At 61.8% G+C, this 17055-nt stretch carries 14 protein-coding genes; 10 read left to right on the forward strand and 4 right to left on the reverse strand.

Annotated features, from left to right (window positions below; genetic code table 11):
- Nucleotides 1-19 precede the first annotated feature (19 nt).
- Entirely contained in the window at nt 20-529 is a 510-nt protein-coding gene (locus tag PQR27_RS01890; protein WP_408522037.1) for a MarR family winged helix-turn-helix transcriptional regulator, read from the forward strand.
- Nucleotides 530-588: 59 nt separating this feature from the next.
- Here the strand turns inward: PQR27_RS01890 and PQR27_RS01895 are convergent, their stop codons facing one another.
- Entirely contained in the window at nt 589-1866 is a 1278-nt protein-coding gene (locus PQR27_RS01895) for an amino acid deaminase (protein ID WP_408522038.1), read from the reverse strand.
- Between the two features lie 145 nt (nt 1867-2011).
- On the opposite strand from PQR27_RS01895, the gene PQR27_RS01900 reads away from it, so the two are divergent.
- From PQR27_RS01900 to PQR27_RS01910, 3 genes are all read left to right on the forward strand, one after another.
- Nucleotides 2012-2902: a MurR/RpiR family transcriptional regulator gene (locus PQR27_RS01900; RefSeq protein ID WP_408522039.1), complete on the forward strand. Its 891-nt coding sequence runs from the start codon at nt 2012-2014 to the stop codon at nt 2900-2902.
- A 3-nt stretch (nt 2903-2905) separates the two neighbouring features.
- A complete protein-coding gene (locus PQR27_RS01905; protein ID WP_408522040.1) occupies nt 2906-4387 on the forward strand; it encodes an N-acyl-D-amino-acid deacylase family protein in 1482 nt (493 codons plus the stop codon).
- Nucleotides 4388-4463: 76 nt separating this feature from the next.
- Nucleotides 4464-4856, forward strand: a complete 393-nt coding sequence (locus PQR27_RS01910) for a RidA family protein (RefSeq protein ID WP_408525379.1) — start codon at nt 4464-4466, stop codon at nt 4854-4856.
- A gap of 801 nt (nt 4857-5657) precedes the next feature.
- Here the strand turns inward: PQR27_RS01910 and queF are convergent.
- From queF to ilvA, 3 genes are read right to left on the reverse strand one after another with little or no spacing between them, the layout of a single operon-like run.
- Nucleotides 5658-6482 carry an NADPH-dependent 7-cyano-7-deazaguanine reductase QueF gene (queF, locus tag PQR27_RS01915; protein ID WP_408522041.1) on the reverse strand — a complete coding sequence of 275 codons (825 nt, stop codon included), beginning with the start codon at nt 6480-6482 and terminating at the stop codon, nt 5658-5660.
- Nucleotides 6479-7381: a 5'-nucleotidase gene (locus PQR27_RS01920; protein WP_408522042.1), complete on the reverse strand. Its 903-nt coding sequence runs from the start codon at nt 7379-7381 to the stop codon at nt 6479-6481. Before PQR27_RS01920 ends, queF begins: the two co-directional genes overlap by 4 nt.
- Before the next feature lie 23 nt (nt 7382-7404).
- Nucleotides 7405-8928, reverse strand: a complete 1524-nt coding sequence (ilvA, locus tag PQR27_RS01925) for a threonine ammonia-lyase, biosynthetic (protein WP_408522043.1) — start codon at nt 8926-8928, stop codon at nt 7405-7407.
- A gap of 502 nt (nt 8929-9430) precedes the next feature.
- Here ilvA and PQR27_RS01930 point away from each other — a divergent pair.
- From PQR27_RS01930 to PQR27_RS01955, 6 genes are all read left to right on the forward strand, one after another.
- The gene (locus PQR27_RS01930) at nt 9431-13540 is read left to right on the forward strand and encodes a DUF3683 domain-containing protein (RefSeq protein WP_408522044.1); all 4110 of its coding nucleotides are present in this window, start codon (nt 9431-9433) and stop codon (nt 13538-13540) included.
- Nucleotides 13541-13574: 34 nt separating this feature from the next.
- A complete protein-coding gene (locus PQR27_RS01935) occupies nt 13575-14003 on the forward strand; it encodes an HIT family protein (protein WP_408522045.1) in 429 nt (142 codons plus the stop codon).
- A 7-nt stretch (nt 14004-14010) separates the two neighbouring features.
- Entirely contained in the window at nt 14011-14424 is a 414-nt protein-coding gene (locus PQR27_RS01940; protein WP_408522046.1) for a gamma-butyrobetaine hydroxylase family protein, read from the forward strand.
- A 67-nt stretch (nt 14425-14491) separates the two neighbouring features.
- Nucleotides 14492-15223, forward strand: coding sequence for a bifunctional demethylmenaquinone methyltransferase/2-methoxy-6-polyprenyl-1,4-benzoquinol methylase UbiE (gene ubiE, locus PQR27_RS01945; protein WP_408522047.1), 732 nt, complete (start codon nt 14492-14494; stop codon nt 15221-15223).
- Between the two features lie 38 nt (nt 15224-15261).
- Nucleotides 15262-16254, forward strand: a complete 993-nt coding sequence (locus PQR27_RS01950) for a Tim44 domain-containing protein (protein WP_408522048.1) — start codon at nt 15262-15264, stop codon at nt 16252-16254.
- A 144-nt stretch (nt 16255-16398) separates the two neighbouring features.
- Entirely contained in the window at nt 16399-17043 is a 645-nt protein-coding gene (locus PQR27_RS01955) for a ubiquinone biosynthesis accessory factor UbiJ (protein WP_408522049.1), read from the forward strand.
- Nucleotides 17044-17055 lie beyond the last annotated feature (12 nt).

The raw sequence follows: 17055 nt of genomic DNA on the forward strand, positions 1-17055 counted from the left end.
ACCGTTTTACTGACAGATCATGGAAGAACAGGACCGCGTCGCCGTCATGCAGCAATTTGGCCGAACGTATCGGGCGTTCATGTCGGCATTCGAGGCGCAGGTCGGCCAACCGTTGCCGCGCTGGCGCATTTTGGTGGCCCTGCACGAGCAAGCTGGCGAGTCATCGCAGAAACGGCTGGTCGAGCGTTTGCGCGTGGATCCGGGTGCGCTCACGCGGCAACTGAAAACGCTGGAGGGGCTCGGCTGGATTGCGCGCAGCATGGATGCGCGCGATAACCGCATCACCAATGTGCGCCTGACCGACGCGGGGCATTCCACGATCGCGGCCAGTCTGCCGCGCCGGAACGCATTTCTGCACGACACGATAGCCTCGCTGCCGGACGAAACGCTGGCGTCGCTGTCAGGCGCGCTGAAGATGCTGGAAGCGCGGATTGGCGAAGTGACGGCCTCGGCCACGTTGGGCGCCGCTGGCGAGACTTCTGTGCAAACGGCCGACACGGCAAACACCGATCCTGTTCGCCAGGCCTGAAACGACAAAGCCTCAGCGAACGGCGCACCACGCTGCTGCAGAGCACGCCGCATTCGCACTCAGAAGAACGTTTCGATCACTTCGGTAACGCGATACAACGGATCGACCACCAGCACCTGACGCCATTTGTCGAACGTCAGACACGGGTGCGAGATGTCGAAGGCGATCATGTCGCCTACTTTCAGATCGGCGCCGGCGGGAATCCGCAGATACGCGTGCTGATCCATCAGGCCGAAAATCTCCCAACCCTCGCTCGCGGCGATATCGCGCGGTGCCTCGTTACCCGGCCGGAAGTGGCGCGCCGGTTCCGGCATGCCGGCGTCGAACGCGGAATCGCGCTTGCCCAGGCCAATGATCGCGCGATCCGGCTCCGGAATCGATTGCACATACGCCCACAGTTGCAGCGCGGGCAACAGACCTTCGCCCATTTTCTTCGCGACCGGATTGCGCGCCAGGATATCCGTCTGCGCTTTGCGATAGATGCCCACGTCATGCGTGAGATAGCAACCGGGGCGCAGCACGACCTCCACCTTGCCGGTCTCCGACGCCTTCACGAATTCTTCCGCCACCACGTCGTACCACGCCGAACCCGCGCCTGACAGAACCGCCGGCGTACGATCAAAACGCCCTTCATCGACAAGCGCGCGCGTCACGGCCACCGCGCTTTGCAGGAATTCGCGCACCTCGTGTTCTTCTTTCAGCACGCCCTCGTACAGCTCGACGCCGGCCAGTTTCAACACGCCCGGATAGCGCGCGATCGCCTCGAGCACCGCGTTGCGTTGCGCCTCATCGCGCACCCCGGTGCGACCGCCCGGCACGCCGAGTTCGAGCAGCACTTGCAGCGGTTTGCGCACCGAGGTGAAAAACTTGCCCAGTTGCTCGACGCCTTCAACCGAATCGACGAGGCAGAAGAATTCAAAATCGGGATCGCTCAGCAATTCGGCGACCATCATCATGTTGTGCCGGCCGACCAGCTGATTGGCCATCAGAATCCGCGAAACACCGCCGTGATAGGCCGCGCGCACCTGATGCGCAGTGGCGAGGGTGAGTCCCCATGCGCCGGCTTCGATCTGACGGCGAAATAACTGCGGCGCCATGGTGGTCTTGCCGTGAGGCGCGAGCTTGACGCCATATTCCGCAACGAACGCCTGCATCCACTTCAGGTTGTGTTCCACCCGATCCGCGTACAGCACCGCGGCGGGCAGGCTCACATCTTCGTTCAGCAGATTCCACTCGAGGCGCGCGGCATCCGTGAGTTGGATGCTGGTGCCCGGAACCATGCCCAAGCCCTTGCTATAAGGATCAATCGTAGCGCCCTGATAGTTTGTAACTTTCATGTCTCCCTGCTCCATCGTCCAGTTAAATTGAATCAAAGTTGACTTTACCATCTTACCGAAAGTACGATGGCTGAAGAAATGTTATTTAGTACCACGGCTTGCAGGACAGCTTGCTGTAAGCGTCCGCGGCATCCCACCATCTGCAATGAACTCTACTGCCGAACCGCTGGCTTTCGACATCGTCGCGCGCATTGCCGAGTGCGCGCCGGAATTGCGCTCGGCCGAACGCAAGGTCGCGGCACTGATTCTCGACGACCTGACCGGCGCCTCGCGGGCCAGCATCGGCGCGCTTGCGCAGCAGGCGGAGGTGAGCGTGGCGACCGTCACGCGCTTTGCCAAAGCGGTCGGCTGCCGCGACGTGCGGGAGTTGAAGCTGCGGCTCGCGCAGGCGGCGGCCGTCGGTCAGCGCTTCCTGCAGGCGGGCGGTCCCACCGACGCGCCCGAGCCCATCGCCACCCGCGTGTTCGACGAACTGCAGACCGCGCTTACTCATAACCATCAGTTGTTGCGGCAGGCGCCTTTAGACGAAGCCGCCGCCGCATTGCGTGCCGCGCGCATGATCTATGTCTTCGGCATGGGCGGCGGTTCGACCGCGCTCGCCGACGAGATGCGCTTTCGGCTCGTGCGCCTCGGCCGGCCCGTCGCAACCTATCAGGACGGCTTGTTGCAGCGCATGGTAGCGAGCACCGTGTCGCGCGAATGTGTGGTGATCGCGCTGTCCACCACCGGGCGTGTGCCCGAGATGGTCGAGAACTGCAAGATTGCGCGCAGTTACGGCGCGACCGTGATCGCTCTGACGGCACCGGCTTCGCCGCTGGCCAAACTGGCCGACTGGGTGATCCCGATCGTCGCATTTGAAACCGATTTCATTTACAAGCCGTCGTCATCACGCTACGCGATGATGATGGCGCTCGATGTGCTCGTCACCGAACTTGCCGTCAGTCAGGGTGACGAGAGCCGCGAATTGCTGCGCCGCATGAAGCACGCGCTCGATGCGCACCGTGGCGGCGGCGATCGACAACCGTTAGGAGACTGATCCATGCATTCGCATCCCGAAGCCGCCGATACGCTGATCGTCGGCGCGCAACTGTATGACGGCACGGGCGCGCCACCTGTCGAGCGCGACGTGGCGATCCGTGACGGCCGCATCGTCGCGATCGGCAATCTGTCGAACTGGCTAGCCGAAGAGGTGATCGAGGCCAATGGCCGCGCGCTCGCACCGGGTTTCATCGACGTTCATACGCATGACGACACGCACGTGATCCGCTCGCCGCAGATGCTGCCGAAGATCACACAGGGCGTGACGACGGTGATCGTCGGCAACTGCGGGATCAGTGCGTCGCCGGTGGCGTTAAAGGGCGATCCGCCTGATCCGATGAACCTGCTCGGCGAGCGCGACGCGTTCAAATATCCGACTTTCGCTGCGTATGTCGAAGCGGTGAATGCGGCGCGTCCCGCGGTGAATGTCGGCGCGCTGATCGGGCATACGGCGTTGCGCAACAACCAGATGGACCGGCTCGATCGCGCGGCGACAGCGCAGGAGATCGACGGGATGCGCGAGCAACTCGAAGAAGCTTTGGCGAATGGCGCGTTGGGTTTGAGTTCGGGACTTGCCTACGGCTCCGCTTTCTCCGCGCCGACCGAAGAAGTCATGGCGCTGGCTGAACCGCTCGCTGCTGCCGGTGCGCTTTACACGACGCATATGCGCACGGAGTTCGATGCGATTCTCGACGCGATGGACGAGGCGTACCGCGTGGGTCGCCATGCTCATGTGCCGGTGGTGATTTCGCATCTGAAGTGCGCGGGGCCGTCAAACTGGGGGCGCAGCGAAGAGGTGCTGAAATCGCTGGAAGGTGCGCGGCACATGCAGCCGATTGGCTGCGACTGTTATCCGTACAACCGCAGTTCGTCGACGCTCGATCTGAAGCAGGTCACCGGCGACATCGACATCACGATCACGTGGTGCGAGCCGCATCCCGAGATGGCGGGCAAGCTGGTGAAGGAGATTGCGGCCGAGTGGGGCGTGACGCAGCAGGAGGCGGCCAGGCGCCTGCAGCCCGCGGGCGCGGTGTATCACAACATGTCCGAGGAGGACGTGCGGCGGATCCTGTCGCATCCCGCGACGATGGTCGGCTCCGATGGCTTGCCGAACGACCCGTTGCCGCATCCACGGCTGTGGGGCGCGTTTCCGCGCGTGCTTGGGCATTACGTGCGCGACGCGAAGTTGCTGCCGCTCGAGGAAGCGGTGCGGAAGATGACCAGCTTGTCGGCACGACGGTTTGGCCTTGCGCAGCGTGGCGAGGTGCATATCGGCTATCACGCGGATCTGGTGTTGTTCGACCCGGCGAAGGTGCACGATGCGGCGACGTTCGAAAAGCCGCAACAGGCGGCGGCTGGGATCGATGCGGTGTGGGTGAACGGCGTGCTGTCGTATCTGGATGGAGCGGTTACCGGCGAGCGGGCAGGGCATTTTGTGGCGCGTGGCGCGAAGTCCGGGAAGGATGCGCAGGGCGCGTTCTGAATGGGTTTGTTTTTTTGATTGATGCGGCATGCGGTGGGGTTGCTGGCGCGTGCCGATTTTTTAAAGGAGTTGGATGATGAAGCGTTATGGCGTTGAAGGTGGGAAGGGGACGGGCGGTCAGCATATGCCGTTTGCACGGGCTGTCGAAGCGGACGGCTGGTTGTTCGTTTCCGGGCAGACGCCGATGGAAAATGGCGAAGTGATCAACGGTGGAATTGTTGAGCAATCGCACAAGGCGATCCAGAATGTTTTCGCGATTCTGAAGGAAGCCGGGTATGGGGCGGAGCATGTGGTCCGCTGTGGGGTTTGGCTGGATGATCCGCGGGATTTTGCTTCGTTTAATAAGGTTTTTCGTGAGTATTTTGGGGAGAATCCGCCGGCTCGGGCGTGTGTGGTTTCTTCTATGGTGATTGATTGTCGGGTTGAGGTTGACTGCGTCGCTTATAAGAAACCGACCACCACGGTTTAGGTTTTTTGGCCTTTTGCGGCCGGCATTTCCTGGTTCTGGCTTTTTTGGCCTTTCCTTGCATTCTTATTGGTTTATTAGCGTCGCCCCTGTGCGGGGTGGCACCTACTTTTCTTTGCCGGCCGCAAAGAAAAGTAGGCAAAAGAAAGCGGCTCAAACCGCCAACTCTTAAGCGGGTCCGCTGGCTTGGAGGGGCTGGTGGTCCGATTAACGGATCACACCTCGGTCCATAAGCGCCAGTGACACAGCCGTCATTCGCTCCCACTCCCCACTACGTGCGTCGCGGACGGGTCTGCCAGGAAAACCGGGTGCTTAGTTTGCGCGTGGTGGGGGCCATCGGCTTCGCCTCGGCGAGGCGTCGAAATGTGCCGGGCGTTGGGAAACGAGAGCGCTCTAGCAGAGCGCCGGCGAATCGCGCCAGCATATGCAAGTGCGAACCACGATGCTTCGCCAACAGCGAGCGCCAAAAGAAGGAAGTGGTTTTGTGAAGTACCGCCCCGGCGCGCGCAGCGCCGCCGGAAGCATGACGGCCTGGTCACTCAGGTCAGAAGGTGCGCAGGCTCAATCTCTATGGAGCCACGATCCCCTCCAAGCAAGGGACCCGCTTAAAAGTTGGCGGTGTGAGCCGCTTTCTTTTGCCTACTTTTCTTTGCGGCCGGCAAAGAAAAGTAGGTGCCTGCCCCGCACAGGGGCGACGCTAATAGACCAATAAAAAATGAAACAACCACCGCCGTAGGCATACAGCAATAATGCCGCCGCCAAAGGCAAAAAACCCCCAATCACCGCCTGCGGCGAACAAAAAACCTACTGCCTGGCAAGGCGAAAATTATCCGGCATGGGCAAATTAAAGTTAGTCCTGAACGGATTAATATCGAGCCCCCCGCGGCGCGTATACCGCGCATAAACAGCAAGCTTCACCGGCCGACAGGCCTTAATCACATCAATAAAAATCCTCTCGACACACTGCTCATGAAACCCCGTGTGATTCCGATAGGAAATGATGTACCTAAGCAATCCCGCATGATCGATCTGCGGCCCCACGTAGTGGATCTGCACACTACCCCAATCAGGCTGCCCAGTCACAGGACAATTCGACTTCAGCAGATTCGAAAACACAGTCTCCTCAACCGGCGCCTCATCAAGCGCCGCCTTGAGCAACGAAGCATCCGGCTGATAAACATCGGTGTCCAGATCGAGCCGATCCAGCGACATGCCTTCAAACTCTTCCATCTGCAACTTGCCGAACTCATACGGCGCCGCCAGATGAACAGAAACAGTCGCGCCACAAGAAGCGGAAACATCCCGCTTGATCGTGGCGCGCACAATGTCCATCGACTCAAACGCTGTCTGCGCAAACGACCCAAGATAGAGCTTGAACGACTTCGACTCGACAATATTCGGCGAATCAGCGGGCACAAAGAAAGTCGCCACCGCAATCTGCGGCTTGCCGCGCGCATTCAGCCAGGAAAGCTCGTAAGCATTCCAGATGTCCGTGCCGAAGAACGGCAGTTGCGCGCCAATCCCGATCGCCTCGCGCGCATTCCTGCGCGCAATCGGAAACAGCAGCGAAGCGTCATAGTGTTCGGTGTAAGCGGAAGGCTTACCCAGCGGTGACTGTTCAGGTGTCATGATGCGTTCACGATGCCACTCAGCACGTGCCCCGTCGCCGTCACGACGCGGGCCGATTCGCAATGGCCAATTTGGTCGTCGAAGAAAAAGTCCGGCTCGAACTCGCGCAAAAATGCGCTCTTGTCGAGGCCGCCGAGGAACATCGCTTCGTCGATTTCGATGTTCCACGCCATCAGGGTGCGGATCGCGCGCTCATGCGCGGGAGCCGAGCGCGCCGTCACCAATGCCGTACGAATATGCATCGGCGCGGCGTCGTCCGCGAGTTTTTGCAGCCGGTGCAGCGCCTCGAGCAACGGCTTCAAGGGCCCGTCCGCGAGCGGCAAATCCTTATTGTGAATCTCGTGGCCGACGAACGCGCGCAAGCCATCTTTCTGAAACACGCGCTCGGCTTCGTCGGAAAACAGTACGGCGTCGCCGTCGAAAGCAATCCGGATCTCGTCCGGATACTTGCTCGCCATTTTTGCCGATTCGGGCAACACGCGCGCAGCCGGGAATCCCGCGGCCAGCGCGTCGCGCACATCCTCCTGATTCGCGGACAAAAACAGCGACGCGTTCAACGGTTTCAGATAGGCAAACGGCGCACGGCCACGTGTGAAAACGCCGCGCTCGATCGCCAGCCCATGCTCGCGGCACGAGTGGAACGCGCGCAATCCACTGATCGGATCACTGCGCGACAGAATCACCACTTCAACCCGATGACCGCCCGCGTTCAGCGCCAGCAGTTTGCGGATCAGCGGAAACGCCACGCCCGGCTTGGCCGGCACGGTCAGGCGGTCGCGCTGCAACGCTTCATAGGCGTGCAGGTCGCCGTCCTCGTAGACGCGGTTCTCTTCCTCGAAGTCGAACAGCGCCCGCGACGAGATTGCGACGACCAGTTTGTCGGCAAGCGAAAGAGCCATCTGCGCGTTTTAATCCAATAGAGTCAGGCGAGGAACAGGCGATAAACCGGGTTCTGCGTCTCTTCCCAGTACGGATAGCCGAGCGTCGCGAGAAAGCGTTCGAACGCGGGGTTTTCCGTTTCCGGCACCTGAATGCCGACCAGAATCGAGCTGTAGTCCGCGCCCTGATTACGATAGTGGAACAGGCTGATATTCCAGTTCGGCGCCATCGACGACAGGAACTTCATCAACGCGCCCGGACGCTCGGGAAACTCGAAACGGAACAGACGTTCGTCGTGGGCCAGGGGCGAGCGGCCGCCGACCATGTAACGGATGTGCTGCTTCGATAACTCGTCGAACGTCAGATCGACGGTGGCGAAACCGTGTGCTTCGAACGCGCCCGCGATCTGCGCCGACTCGCTGCGATTCCTGATCTGCACGCCAACAAAGATATGCGCCGAATTCGCATCCGCGATCCGGTAATTGAATTCGGTGACGCTGCGGGTGCCCACCAGTTCGCAGAAGCGTTTGAAGCTGCCGCGCTCCTCTGGGATCGTCACGGCGAATACCGCTTCACGTGCTTCACCGACTTCCGCGCGCTCGGCGACAAAGCGCATGCGGTCGAAATTCATGTTCGCGCCGGACGTGATCGCGATCAGCGTCTGGTTCTCGATGCCTTCACGCTCGGCATACTGCTTGGCGCCTGCCACTGCCAGTGAGCCTGCTGGTTCGAGCACGCTGCGGGTGTCCTGGAACACGTCCTTGATCGCCGCGCATAAGGCATCGGTGTTCACGAGCAGCACGTCGTCGAGATATTCGCTGCACAGGCGGAAGGTTTCTTCACCGACCAGCTTCACCGCCGTGCCGTCCGAGAACAGTCCCACCTCGTTCAGCGTGACGCGCTCGCCTGCTTTCAGCGACGCCGCCATTGCGCACGAATCATCGGTTTGCACACCGATCACCTTGATCTCCGGGCGCACCGATTTCACATACGCGGCGACACCCGCGGCCAATCCGCCACCGCCGATCGGCACGAAGATCGCGTGGATCGGACCCTGGTGCTGGCTGAGAATTTCCATTGCCACCGTGCCCTGGCCGGCGATCACGTACGGATCGTCGAACGGATGCACGAAGGTGAGACCGCGTTTTTCCTGCAGCTTCACTGCGTGGTCATACGCGTCGCTATACGATTCGCCGAACTGAACGACTTCCACCGTCGGGCCGCCATGCGCGCGTACTGCATCGACCTTCACCTGCGGTGTGGTAACCGGCACGACGATGATCGCCTTCACGCCCATGCGGGCCGCCGACAGCGCCACGCCCTGCGCATGATTGCCCGCCGACGCGGTAATCACACCCCGCTCCAGCGCTTCTGCCGGGATATGCGCCATCTTGTTGTACGCGCCGCGCACCTTGAACGAGAACACCGGCTGGTTGTCCTCGCGCTTCAGATAGACCGGATTGCGAAGCCGTGCCGACAGATTCGGCGCGCGTTCGAGTTCGGTCTCGCGGGCTACGTCGTAGACGCGCGCGGTCAGGGTTTTCTTCAGGTAGTCGTGGGAAGCCATGCGGGTGGCGCGGTGCGCTGTGTGAGACGGGAAAACGTCAATGATAGCGCCAACGGTGCGCGCTCTGGCCTTCAGCGTGCCGCGAGGAGCCGTCGCTCAAGGGCCGCCCGACCGTTCGGTCGGAGAATTTCACGCATGCGTTCACCAATACTGTTTGCTTTCAAAACGCCGGCAGCCCCGCCACAGCCCCGATTTCAGGCGTCAACGCGCGGCTGCATCATGCGGTAGAATTCCATTTTGGAATAAGGATCGGAAGATGCACTGGCAGCCTCGGATCGCCCATTTGATGCCCGCCCCGCGTGAGTGTTGCCCCGCGGCGGAGCGTCACGTCCGCCACGCACGATCGTGTAGCTGTCTCTGAGCGCCGTGAAGCGACTGATGTGGGTAAGCCGTCGGTTGCGCTTCGCTCCCCTAGAAGGTTTCCAGCATTGCGCGCCACGCGCACCGTCAGCCGACGTCTCATCGATGAGCGCGCCGGGTTGACCCACCGAGTCGTCCAAACATGAACGCACCTCAAGTTTTCGATCCGCACGGGGCCGCCGCTGCGGTGGCCACCGATCCCGAAGCGCGTCTGCGCGAAATTCCCTATAACTACACGTCGTTTTCCGATCGCGAAATCGTCATCCGCCTGCTAGGCGACGCCGCCTGGGCAGCTCTCGCCGAGTTGCGCGCGGAACGCCGCACCGGCCGTTCGGCACGCATGCTGTACGAAGTGCTCGGTGACATCTGGGTGGTGCGCCGCAATCCTTACCTGCAGGACGATCTGCTCGACAATCCGAAGCGCCGCGCGCTGCTGATCGAAGCGCTGCATCACCGTTTGAGCGAAATCGAGAAGCGCCGCCGCGCCGATCTGGTCGAGCACGGCGACGAAGCGGGCATCGATCGCGCTGCGCGCGTCGAAACGCTGGTAGCGGCGGCCCGCCGCGCTGTCGACGATTTCGAAAGCGAATTCCAGAAGACCTTCGATCTGCGCCGCCGCGCGACCAAGGTGCTCGGCAAGGTCACGGAAAAGGACAACATCAAGTTCGACGGCTTGTCCCGCGTATCGCACGTCACCGACGCGACCGATTGGCGCGTCGAGTATCCGTTCGTCGTGCTGACACCGGATACCGAAGCCGAGATCGCCGGCATGATCAAGGCGTGTTTCGAACTCGGTCTGACGGTGATCCCGCGCGGAGGCGGCACGGGTTACACGGGCGGCGCGGTGCCGCTCACGCCGTTCTCGGCCGTGATCAACACCGAAAAGCTCGAACAGCTCGGCGCGGTCGAGATGACCGAACTGCCGGGCGTTGACCGCAAGGTGGCGACGATTTTCTCCGGCGCGGGCGTGGTCACACGCCGCGTGACCGAAGCGGCCGAGCAGGCCGGGTTCGTGTTCGCGGTCGATCCGACTTCGCTGGATGCATCCTGCGTCGGCGGCAACATTGCCATGAATGCGGGCGGCAAGAAAGCGGTGTTGTGGGGCACGGCGCTCGATAACCTCGCTTGGTGGCGGATGGTCGACCCGGAAGGGAACTGGCTCGAAGTCACGCGTCTGGAGCATAACCTCGGCAAGATTCACGACATCGAAGTGGCGCGTTTCGAACTGAAATGGTTCGACGGCAATGCTGCGCCGGGCGAAAAACTGCTGCGTACCGAGTCGCTCGACATCAAGGGCCGCGTGTTCCGCAAGGAAGGCCTCGGCAAGGACGTCACCGACAAATTCCTTGCCGGTCTGCCGGGCATCCAGAAGGAAGGTTGCGACGGGCTGATCACGTCGGCGCGCTGGGTGCTGCACAAGATGCCGGCGCATACGCGCACCGTCTGCCTCGAATTCTTCGGTCAGGCGCGTGAGGCGATTCCGAGCATCGTCGAAATCAAGGATTACCTGTTCGAAACGTCGAGGCAGGGCGGCGCGATTCTCGCCGGTCTCGAACATCTGGACGAGCGCTATCTGCGCGCGGTCGGCTATGCGACCAAGAGCAAGCGCAACGCGTTTCCGAAGATGGTGCTGATCGGCGACATCGTCGGCGATGACGCCGATGCGGTTGCCCAGGCCACCTCGGAAGTGGTGCGCATGGCGAACGGCAAGAGCGGCGAAGGTTTCGTCGCGGTCAACGCGGAAGCGCGCAAGCGTTTCTGGCTTGACCGCAGCCGCACCGCCGCGATCGCCAAGCACACCAACGCGTTCAAGATCAACGAAGACGTGGTGATTCCACTCGACCGCATGGGCGAATACACCGACGGCATCGAACGCATCAACATCGAGCTGTCGGTCAAGAACAAGCTGCAATTGGTCGACGCGCTCGAAGCGTTCTTCAAGGGCGGCAAGCTGCCGCTCGGCAAGAGCGACGACGCGAACGAAATCCCGAGCGCCGAGTTGCTCGAAGACCGCGTGCAACAGGCGCTCGATCTGCTGAAACGCGTGCGTACGCGCTGGGAGTTCCTGCGCGACAAGCTCGACCTGTCTTTGCGCGAGGCACAGCACTATCTGGTCGGCCTCGGCTATGAAGGTCTGGCGGAGAAGTTCGCCGATCGCGTGGACGCGCAACCCGACGCAACCGTGTTCCATATCACGCAAGACCGGACGGTGCGCGTGTCGTGGAAAGCGGAGATCCGGGCTGAGTTGCGCCAGATCTTCAACGGCGGCGAATTCAAGCCGATCCTCGACGAAGCCCAGTCGATCCACAAGCAGGTGCTGCGTGGCCGTGTGTTCGTCGCGCTGCACATGCACGCGGGCGACGGCAACGTGCACACGAACCTGCCGGTCAACTCGGACAACTACGAGATGCTGCAGGACGCCCATACGGCGGTCGCGCGCATCATGAAGCTGGCGCGTTCGCTCGACGGCGTGATTTCCGGCGAGCACGGCATCGGCATTACCAAGCTCGAGTTCCTCACTGAAGAGGAAATCGGCGAATTCCGCGCGTACAAGCAGCGCGTCGATCCGCATGGCCGCTTCAACGCGGGCAAGCTGCTCGAAGGCGCCGACCTGCGCAACGCCTACACGCCGAGCTTCGGCCTGATGGGCTACGAATCGCTGATCATGCAGCAGTCAGACATCGGCGCGATTTCCGAGTCGATCAAAGACTGCCTGCGTTGCGGCAAGTGCAAGCCGGTGTGCGCGACCCACGTGCCGCGCGCCAATCTGCTGTACAGCCCGCGCAACAAGATTCTCGCGACGTCCTTGCTGGTCGAGGCATTCCTGTACGAAGAGCAGACTCGCCGCGGCGTGTCGATCAAGCATTGGGACGAGTTCAACGACGTCGCCGATCACTGCACCGTCTGTCACAAATGCGTGACGCCGTGCCCGGTGAAGATCGACTTCGGCGACGTGACGATGAACATGCGCAACCTGCTGCGCAAAATGGGCAAAAAGAAGTTCAACCCAGGCAATGCGGCCGGCATGTTCTTCCTCAACGCCACCAATCCGCAAACCATCAACCTCGCGCGTACCGCGATGATGGGCGTCGGCTACAAGGCGCAGCGCCTCGGCAACGAAGTGCTCAAGAAGTTCGCGAAGAAGCAGACGGCGCACCCGCCGGCAACCGTCGGCAAGCCGCCGGTCACGCAGCAGGTGATCCACTTCATGAACAAGAAGATGCCGGGCAATCTGCCGAAGAAAACCGCGCGGGCCTTGCTCGATATCGAGGACAACAAGATTGTCCCGATCATTCGCAATCCGAAGACCACCACGGCGGATACGGAAGCGGTGTTCTACTTCCCGGGCTGCGGCTCCGAGCGTCTGTTCTCGCAAGTCGGTCTGGCCACCCAGGCGATGCTGTGGGAAGCGGGCGTGCAAACCGTGCTGCCGCCGGGCTACCTGTGTTGCGGCTACCCGCAGCGCGGCTCGGGCCAGTTCGACAAGGCCGAGCAGATCGTCACGGATAACCGCGTGCTGTTCCACCGCGTCGCGAATACGCTGAACTATCTCGACATCAAGACGGTGGTGGTGTCGTGCGGTACGTGTTACGACCAGCTCGCCGGCTACGAATTCGAGAAAATTTTCCCGGGCTGCCGGATCATCGACATCCACGAGTTTCTGCTGGAGAAAGGCATCAAGCTCGAGGGCGTGAACGGCGTGCGCTACATGTACCACGACCCGTGCCACTCACCGATCAAGACGATGGACCCGGTCAAGCTCGTCAATCAGCTGATGGGTTCGGAGAAGGACGGCTACAAGATCGAGAAGAACGATCGCTGCTGTGGCGAATCCGGCACACTCGCGGTGACGCGCCCGGACATTTCGACGCAAGTCCGCTTCCGCAAGGAAGAAGAAATGCGCAAGGGCGCCGCGAAGCTGCGTGGCATTCCTTCGGGCGGCGCTCCGCTGGTGGCTGAGGCGGGTGCCAATGGGATCAACACGGCCAATGCGTCGGCCGGCGCGGCGGGTGCGCCGAACGGCTCCGTGCTCAAGGCGGGCGATGGGCCGCAACCAAACGGCGCCACCGCGGTGAAGATCCTGACGAGCTGCCCGTCCTGCCTGCAAGGGCTGTCGCGTTACAACGAAGACGCCGGCACCGAGGCGGACTACATCGTCGTCGAGATGGCACGTCACGTGCTCGGCGAAGACTGGATGGCGGACTACGTCCAGCGGGCGAACAATGGCGGAATCGAGCGCGTGCTGGTTTAATGGCACCACTGACGATTTTTGCCTGAGGACGACGATGGACTGCGTTTTTTGCCGTGAAGATGGCGGCGATGTGCTGTGGCAGGACGACACCTTGCGTGTCGTCCTCGCCGACGAACACGATTACCCGGGCTTTTGCCGGGTGATCTGGAACAGGCATGTGGCCGAGTTTTCCGATCTGGCCGCAGGCGAGCGCGATCGCGTGATGAAGGCCGTGTATGCGGTTGAATGTGCGATGCGGCGCGTCATGCAGCCGGTCAAGGTCAACCTGGCGAGCCTCGGCAACCAGGTGCCGCACGTGCATTGGCATGTGATTCCGCGATTTTCGAACGACGCTCATTTCCCGCTGCCGATCTGGGCGCCGCGCCAGCGCACGGTGTCCGAAGCCATGCTGTCGTCGCGCCGCGCGCAAGCCACCCTGCTGCGCGAGGCTGTGCGACAGGAAATCGAACAAGCTTTTGGTTGAGGCCATCATGAGCGGATTGACTCCCGATACCCCGGTGCCGACCGGTGTGGTCGTGCATTCGAAATCGCGCGTACTCGAATTGCAATACGCAAACGGCGAATCGTATCGCCTGCCGTTCGAACTGCTGCGCGTGTATTCGCCCTCAGCAGAAGTGCAGGGCCATGGACCCGGCCAGGAGACGCTGCAGACCGGCAAGCGCGACGTCACGATCACGATGATCGAAGGCGTCGGCAACTACGCATTACAGCCGACTTTCTCGGATGGCCATTCCACGGGCCTCTATTCGTGGGATCTGCTTCACGATCTTGCCGTCCGTCAGGATGAACTCTGGCGCGACTATCTCGCCAGACTGGCAGCGGCCGGCGTCGACCGCGACGCGCCAATGACGCCAGCCGGCGCTGCGCACGGGCACTGTCACTGATACGATTCGCCCTGGTCGCCGCGCTGATGCGGTGCAACATTTCAGAATACGCGAAAGGACGAGCGCGATGAGCAAAACCCACTTCGGCTTTCAATCGGTCGACGAACAGGAAAAAGCGCAGAAGGTGGCGGGTGTATTCCACTCGGTTGCCGCCAACTACGACTTGATGAACGACCTGATGTCGGGCGGGTTGCACCGGGCGTGGAAGATGTTCACGATCGCCCAGGCCAATGTGCGGCCGGGCTACAAGGTGCTCGATATCGCGGGCGGCACGGGCGATCTGTCCAAGGCGTTCGCCAAACAGGCGGGCGAGACGGGCGAAGTCTGGCACACCGACATCAACGAATCGATGCTGCGAGTGGGCCGCGACCGCCTGCTGGACAAGGGCGTCATCACCCCGGCGCTACTGTGCGACGCCGAGAAAATCCCGTTTCCGGACAACTACTTCGACGTAGTGACCGTGGCATTTGGTCTGCGCAACATGACGCACAAGGATGTCGCGCTGGCGGAGATGCGTCGCGTGCTGAAGCCGGCAGGCCGGCTGCTGGTGCTGGAATTTTCGAAGGTGTGGGATCCGCTCAAAAAGGTCTACGACGTCTATTCTTTTAAGGTGTTGCCGTGGTTGGGCGAACGCTTTGCGAAAGATGCCGAGAGCTACCAATACCTCGCGGAATCGATCCGGATGCATCCGGACCAGGAAACTTTAAAAACAATGATGGAACAAGCGGGCCTGGACGGCGTCAAATATTACAATTTGTCAGCTGGCGTGGTAGCTTTACATGTGGGGACCAAATACTAGGGTTCCTAACCCATCGATTTTTAAAGGAAAGTACGAAAATGTCCGATTCAGGTTTGTTATCTCCCCGTAAGGTTTCGAGATCGCTGGTGAGAAGAATCGGACTGATCGCGATGGTCGGTCTGATCATGGCCGGCTCCCTCGCTTCGCTCGATGCGGAAGCTCGCCGCATGGGCGGTGGCCGTAGTATTGGCCGTCAGTCGAATACGGTTCAGCAGCAGTCAGCGCCTTCGCAACCTTCCCAAGGCAACCAGGCCATGCAGCAGCGTGCCCAGCCGGCACCGGCGCCTGCGCCCACGCCTGCCGCGCAGCCTAACCGCTCGCGCTGGCTTGGGCCGATCGCCGGTTTGGCGGCAGGCCTCGGTATCGCCGCGTTGCTGTCGCACTTCGGTCTGGGCGGCGCATTTGCTGGCGCCATGGCCAACATCATCGTCATCGCCGTGATTGCGATGATCGGCATCTGGCTGATCCGCCGCTTCATGGGCCGCAAGCGCGATACGGCGCAACCGGCTTACGCCGGCGGCGCGCCGACGCTGAACGCGGGTGGCACCGGTTACGGGCAGGAGCCGCGCTACAACGCGCCGCCTGCCGGATCGTATGTCGAACCGCAAGGCAACCCGCTGACCACACCTACCGTCAATGCTGCACCCGTTGTGCCGGCCGGCTTTGATTCGGAAGCGTTCCTGCGTAACGCGAAGGTGTACTTCATCCGCCTGCAAGCCGCATGGGATGTGGGCAATATGGAAGACATCCGCGAATTCACGACGCCTGAAATGTTCGCTGAAGTGAAGGTCGATCTGTCGTCGCGTGGTGCGGATTCGAACCAGACGGACGTGGTGCAGCTCAATGCCGAGTTGCTCGGCGTCGAAGAACGCGCAAGCGAATACTTCGCTAGCGTGCGCTTCTCCGGCCTGATCCGCGAGTCGGCGGGTGCGGCGGCTGAGCCGTTCGTCGAAGTCTGGAACCTGACCAAGGCGAATCGCGCCGGCGAAGGCTGGCTGCTGGCCGGTATCCAGCAGGTGACGCAGCACTGATGCGGCATTGATGCGGTAGGGGCGTCGCCCTGACTTTGCACAAAGCGTTGGCCGTTCGGCATAGCAAGCCGCGAAGCGAACGGACGTTACAATAGGAACCCGCGCGGGCACCTCGCCTGCGCGGGTTTTTTCTTGCCACTTTCAATGACCCTCGCCGCCAAGCCCTTCGCTGCTGCCGTCAATCACCTGCTCGCCCGCGAATCGTGGGCTCGTGAGCGCCTCGCCCCGTACGCGGGCAAAACCGCCAGACTGTCCTGTCCACCGGTCGTGCTGATGTTGCTGGTGCAACCTGACGGCTACCTGGGCGCGGTCGCCGAAACCGAAGCGCAGCTGTTCGATGTAACCATCTCGGTGCCGTCCGACGCGTTGCCGGCTTTCGTGCAAGGCGGCCAGGCCGCGGTGATGAAGCACGTCAAAATCGAGGGCGACGCCGAATTCGCCACGGTGATCGCGAAACTGGCCGAGCATCTGCGCTGGGAGCCGGAAGAGGATCTGGCCCGACTGATCGGCGACGGTCCGGCGTGGCGGGTTGCATCGGTGGTGCGCACGGTCGGCGAGCATGCCCGCCGCACGGGGCGCAACCTGCTCGACACCGCCGCCGAATACCTGCTGGACGAGAACCCGCAGCTGGTGCGCCGCACCGCGCTCGACGACTTCAACGTTGAACTGGCCCGTGCGCGCGATGCGCTCGCGCGGGTGGAAAAGCGCATCGAGCGTCTTGAACAGAAGGTCGAAGCCCGCGGCGCTGTTGCGTCGGGCGGCGCCGCCACGTTGCGCGGCACGCGCTAGTCACCGGGCTCA

The sequence above is a fragment of the Paraburkholderia fungorum genome (assembly GCF_046027215.1).
GTDB classification, from domain to species: Bacteria; Pseudomonadota; Gammaproteobacteria; order Burkholderiales; family Burkholderiaceae; genus Paraburkholderia; species Paraburkholderia fungorum_D.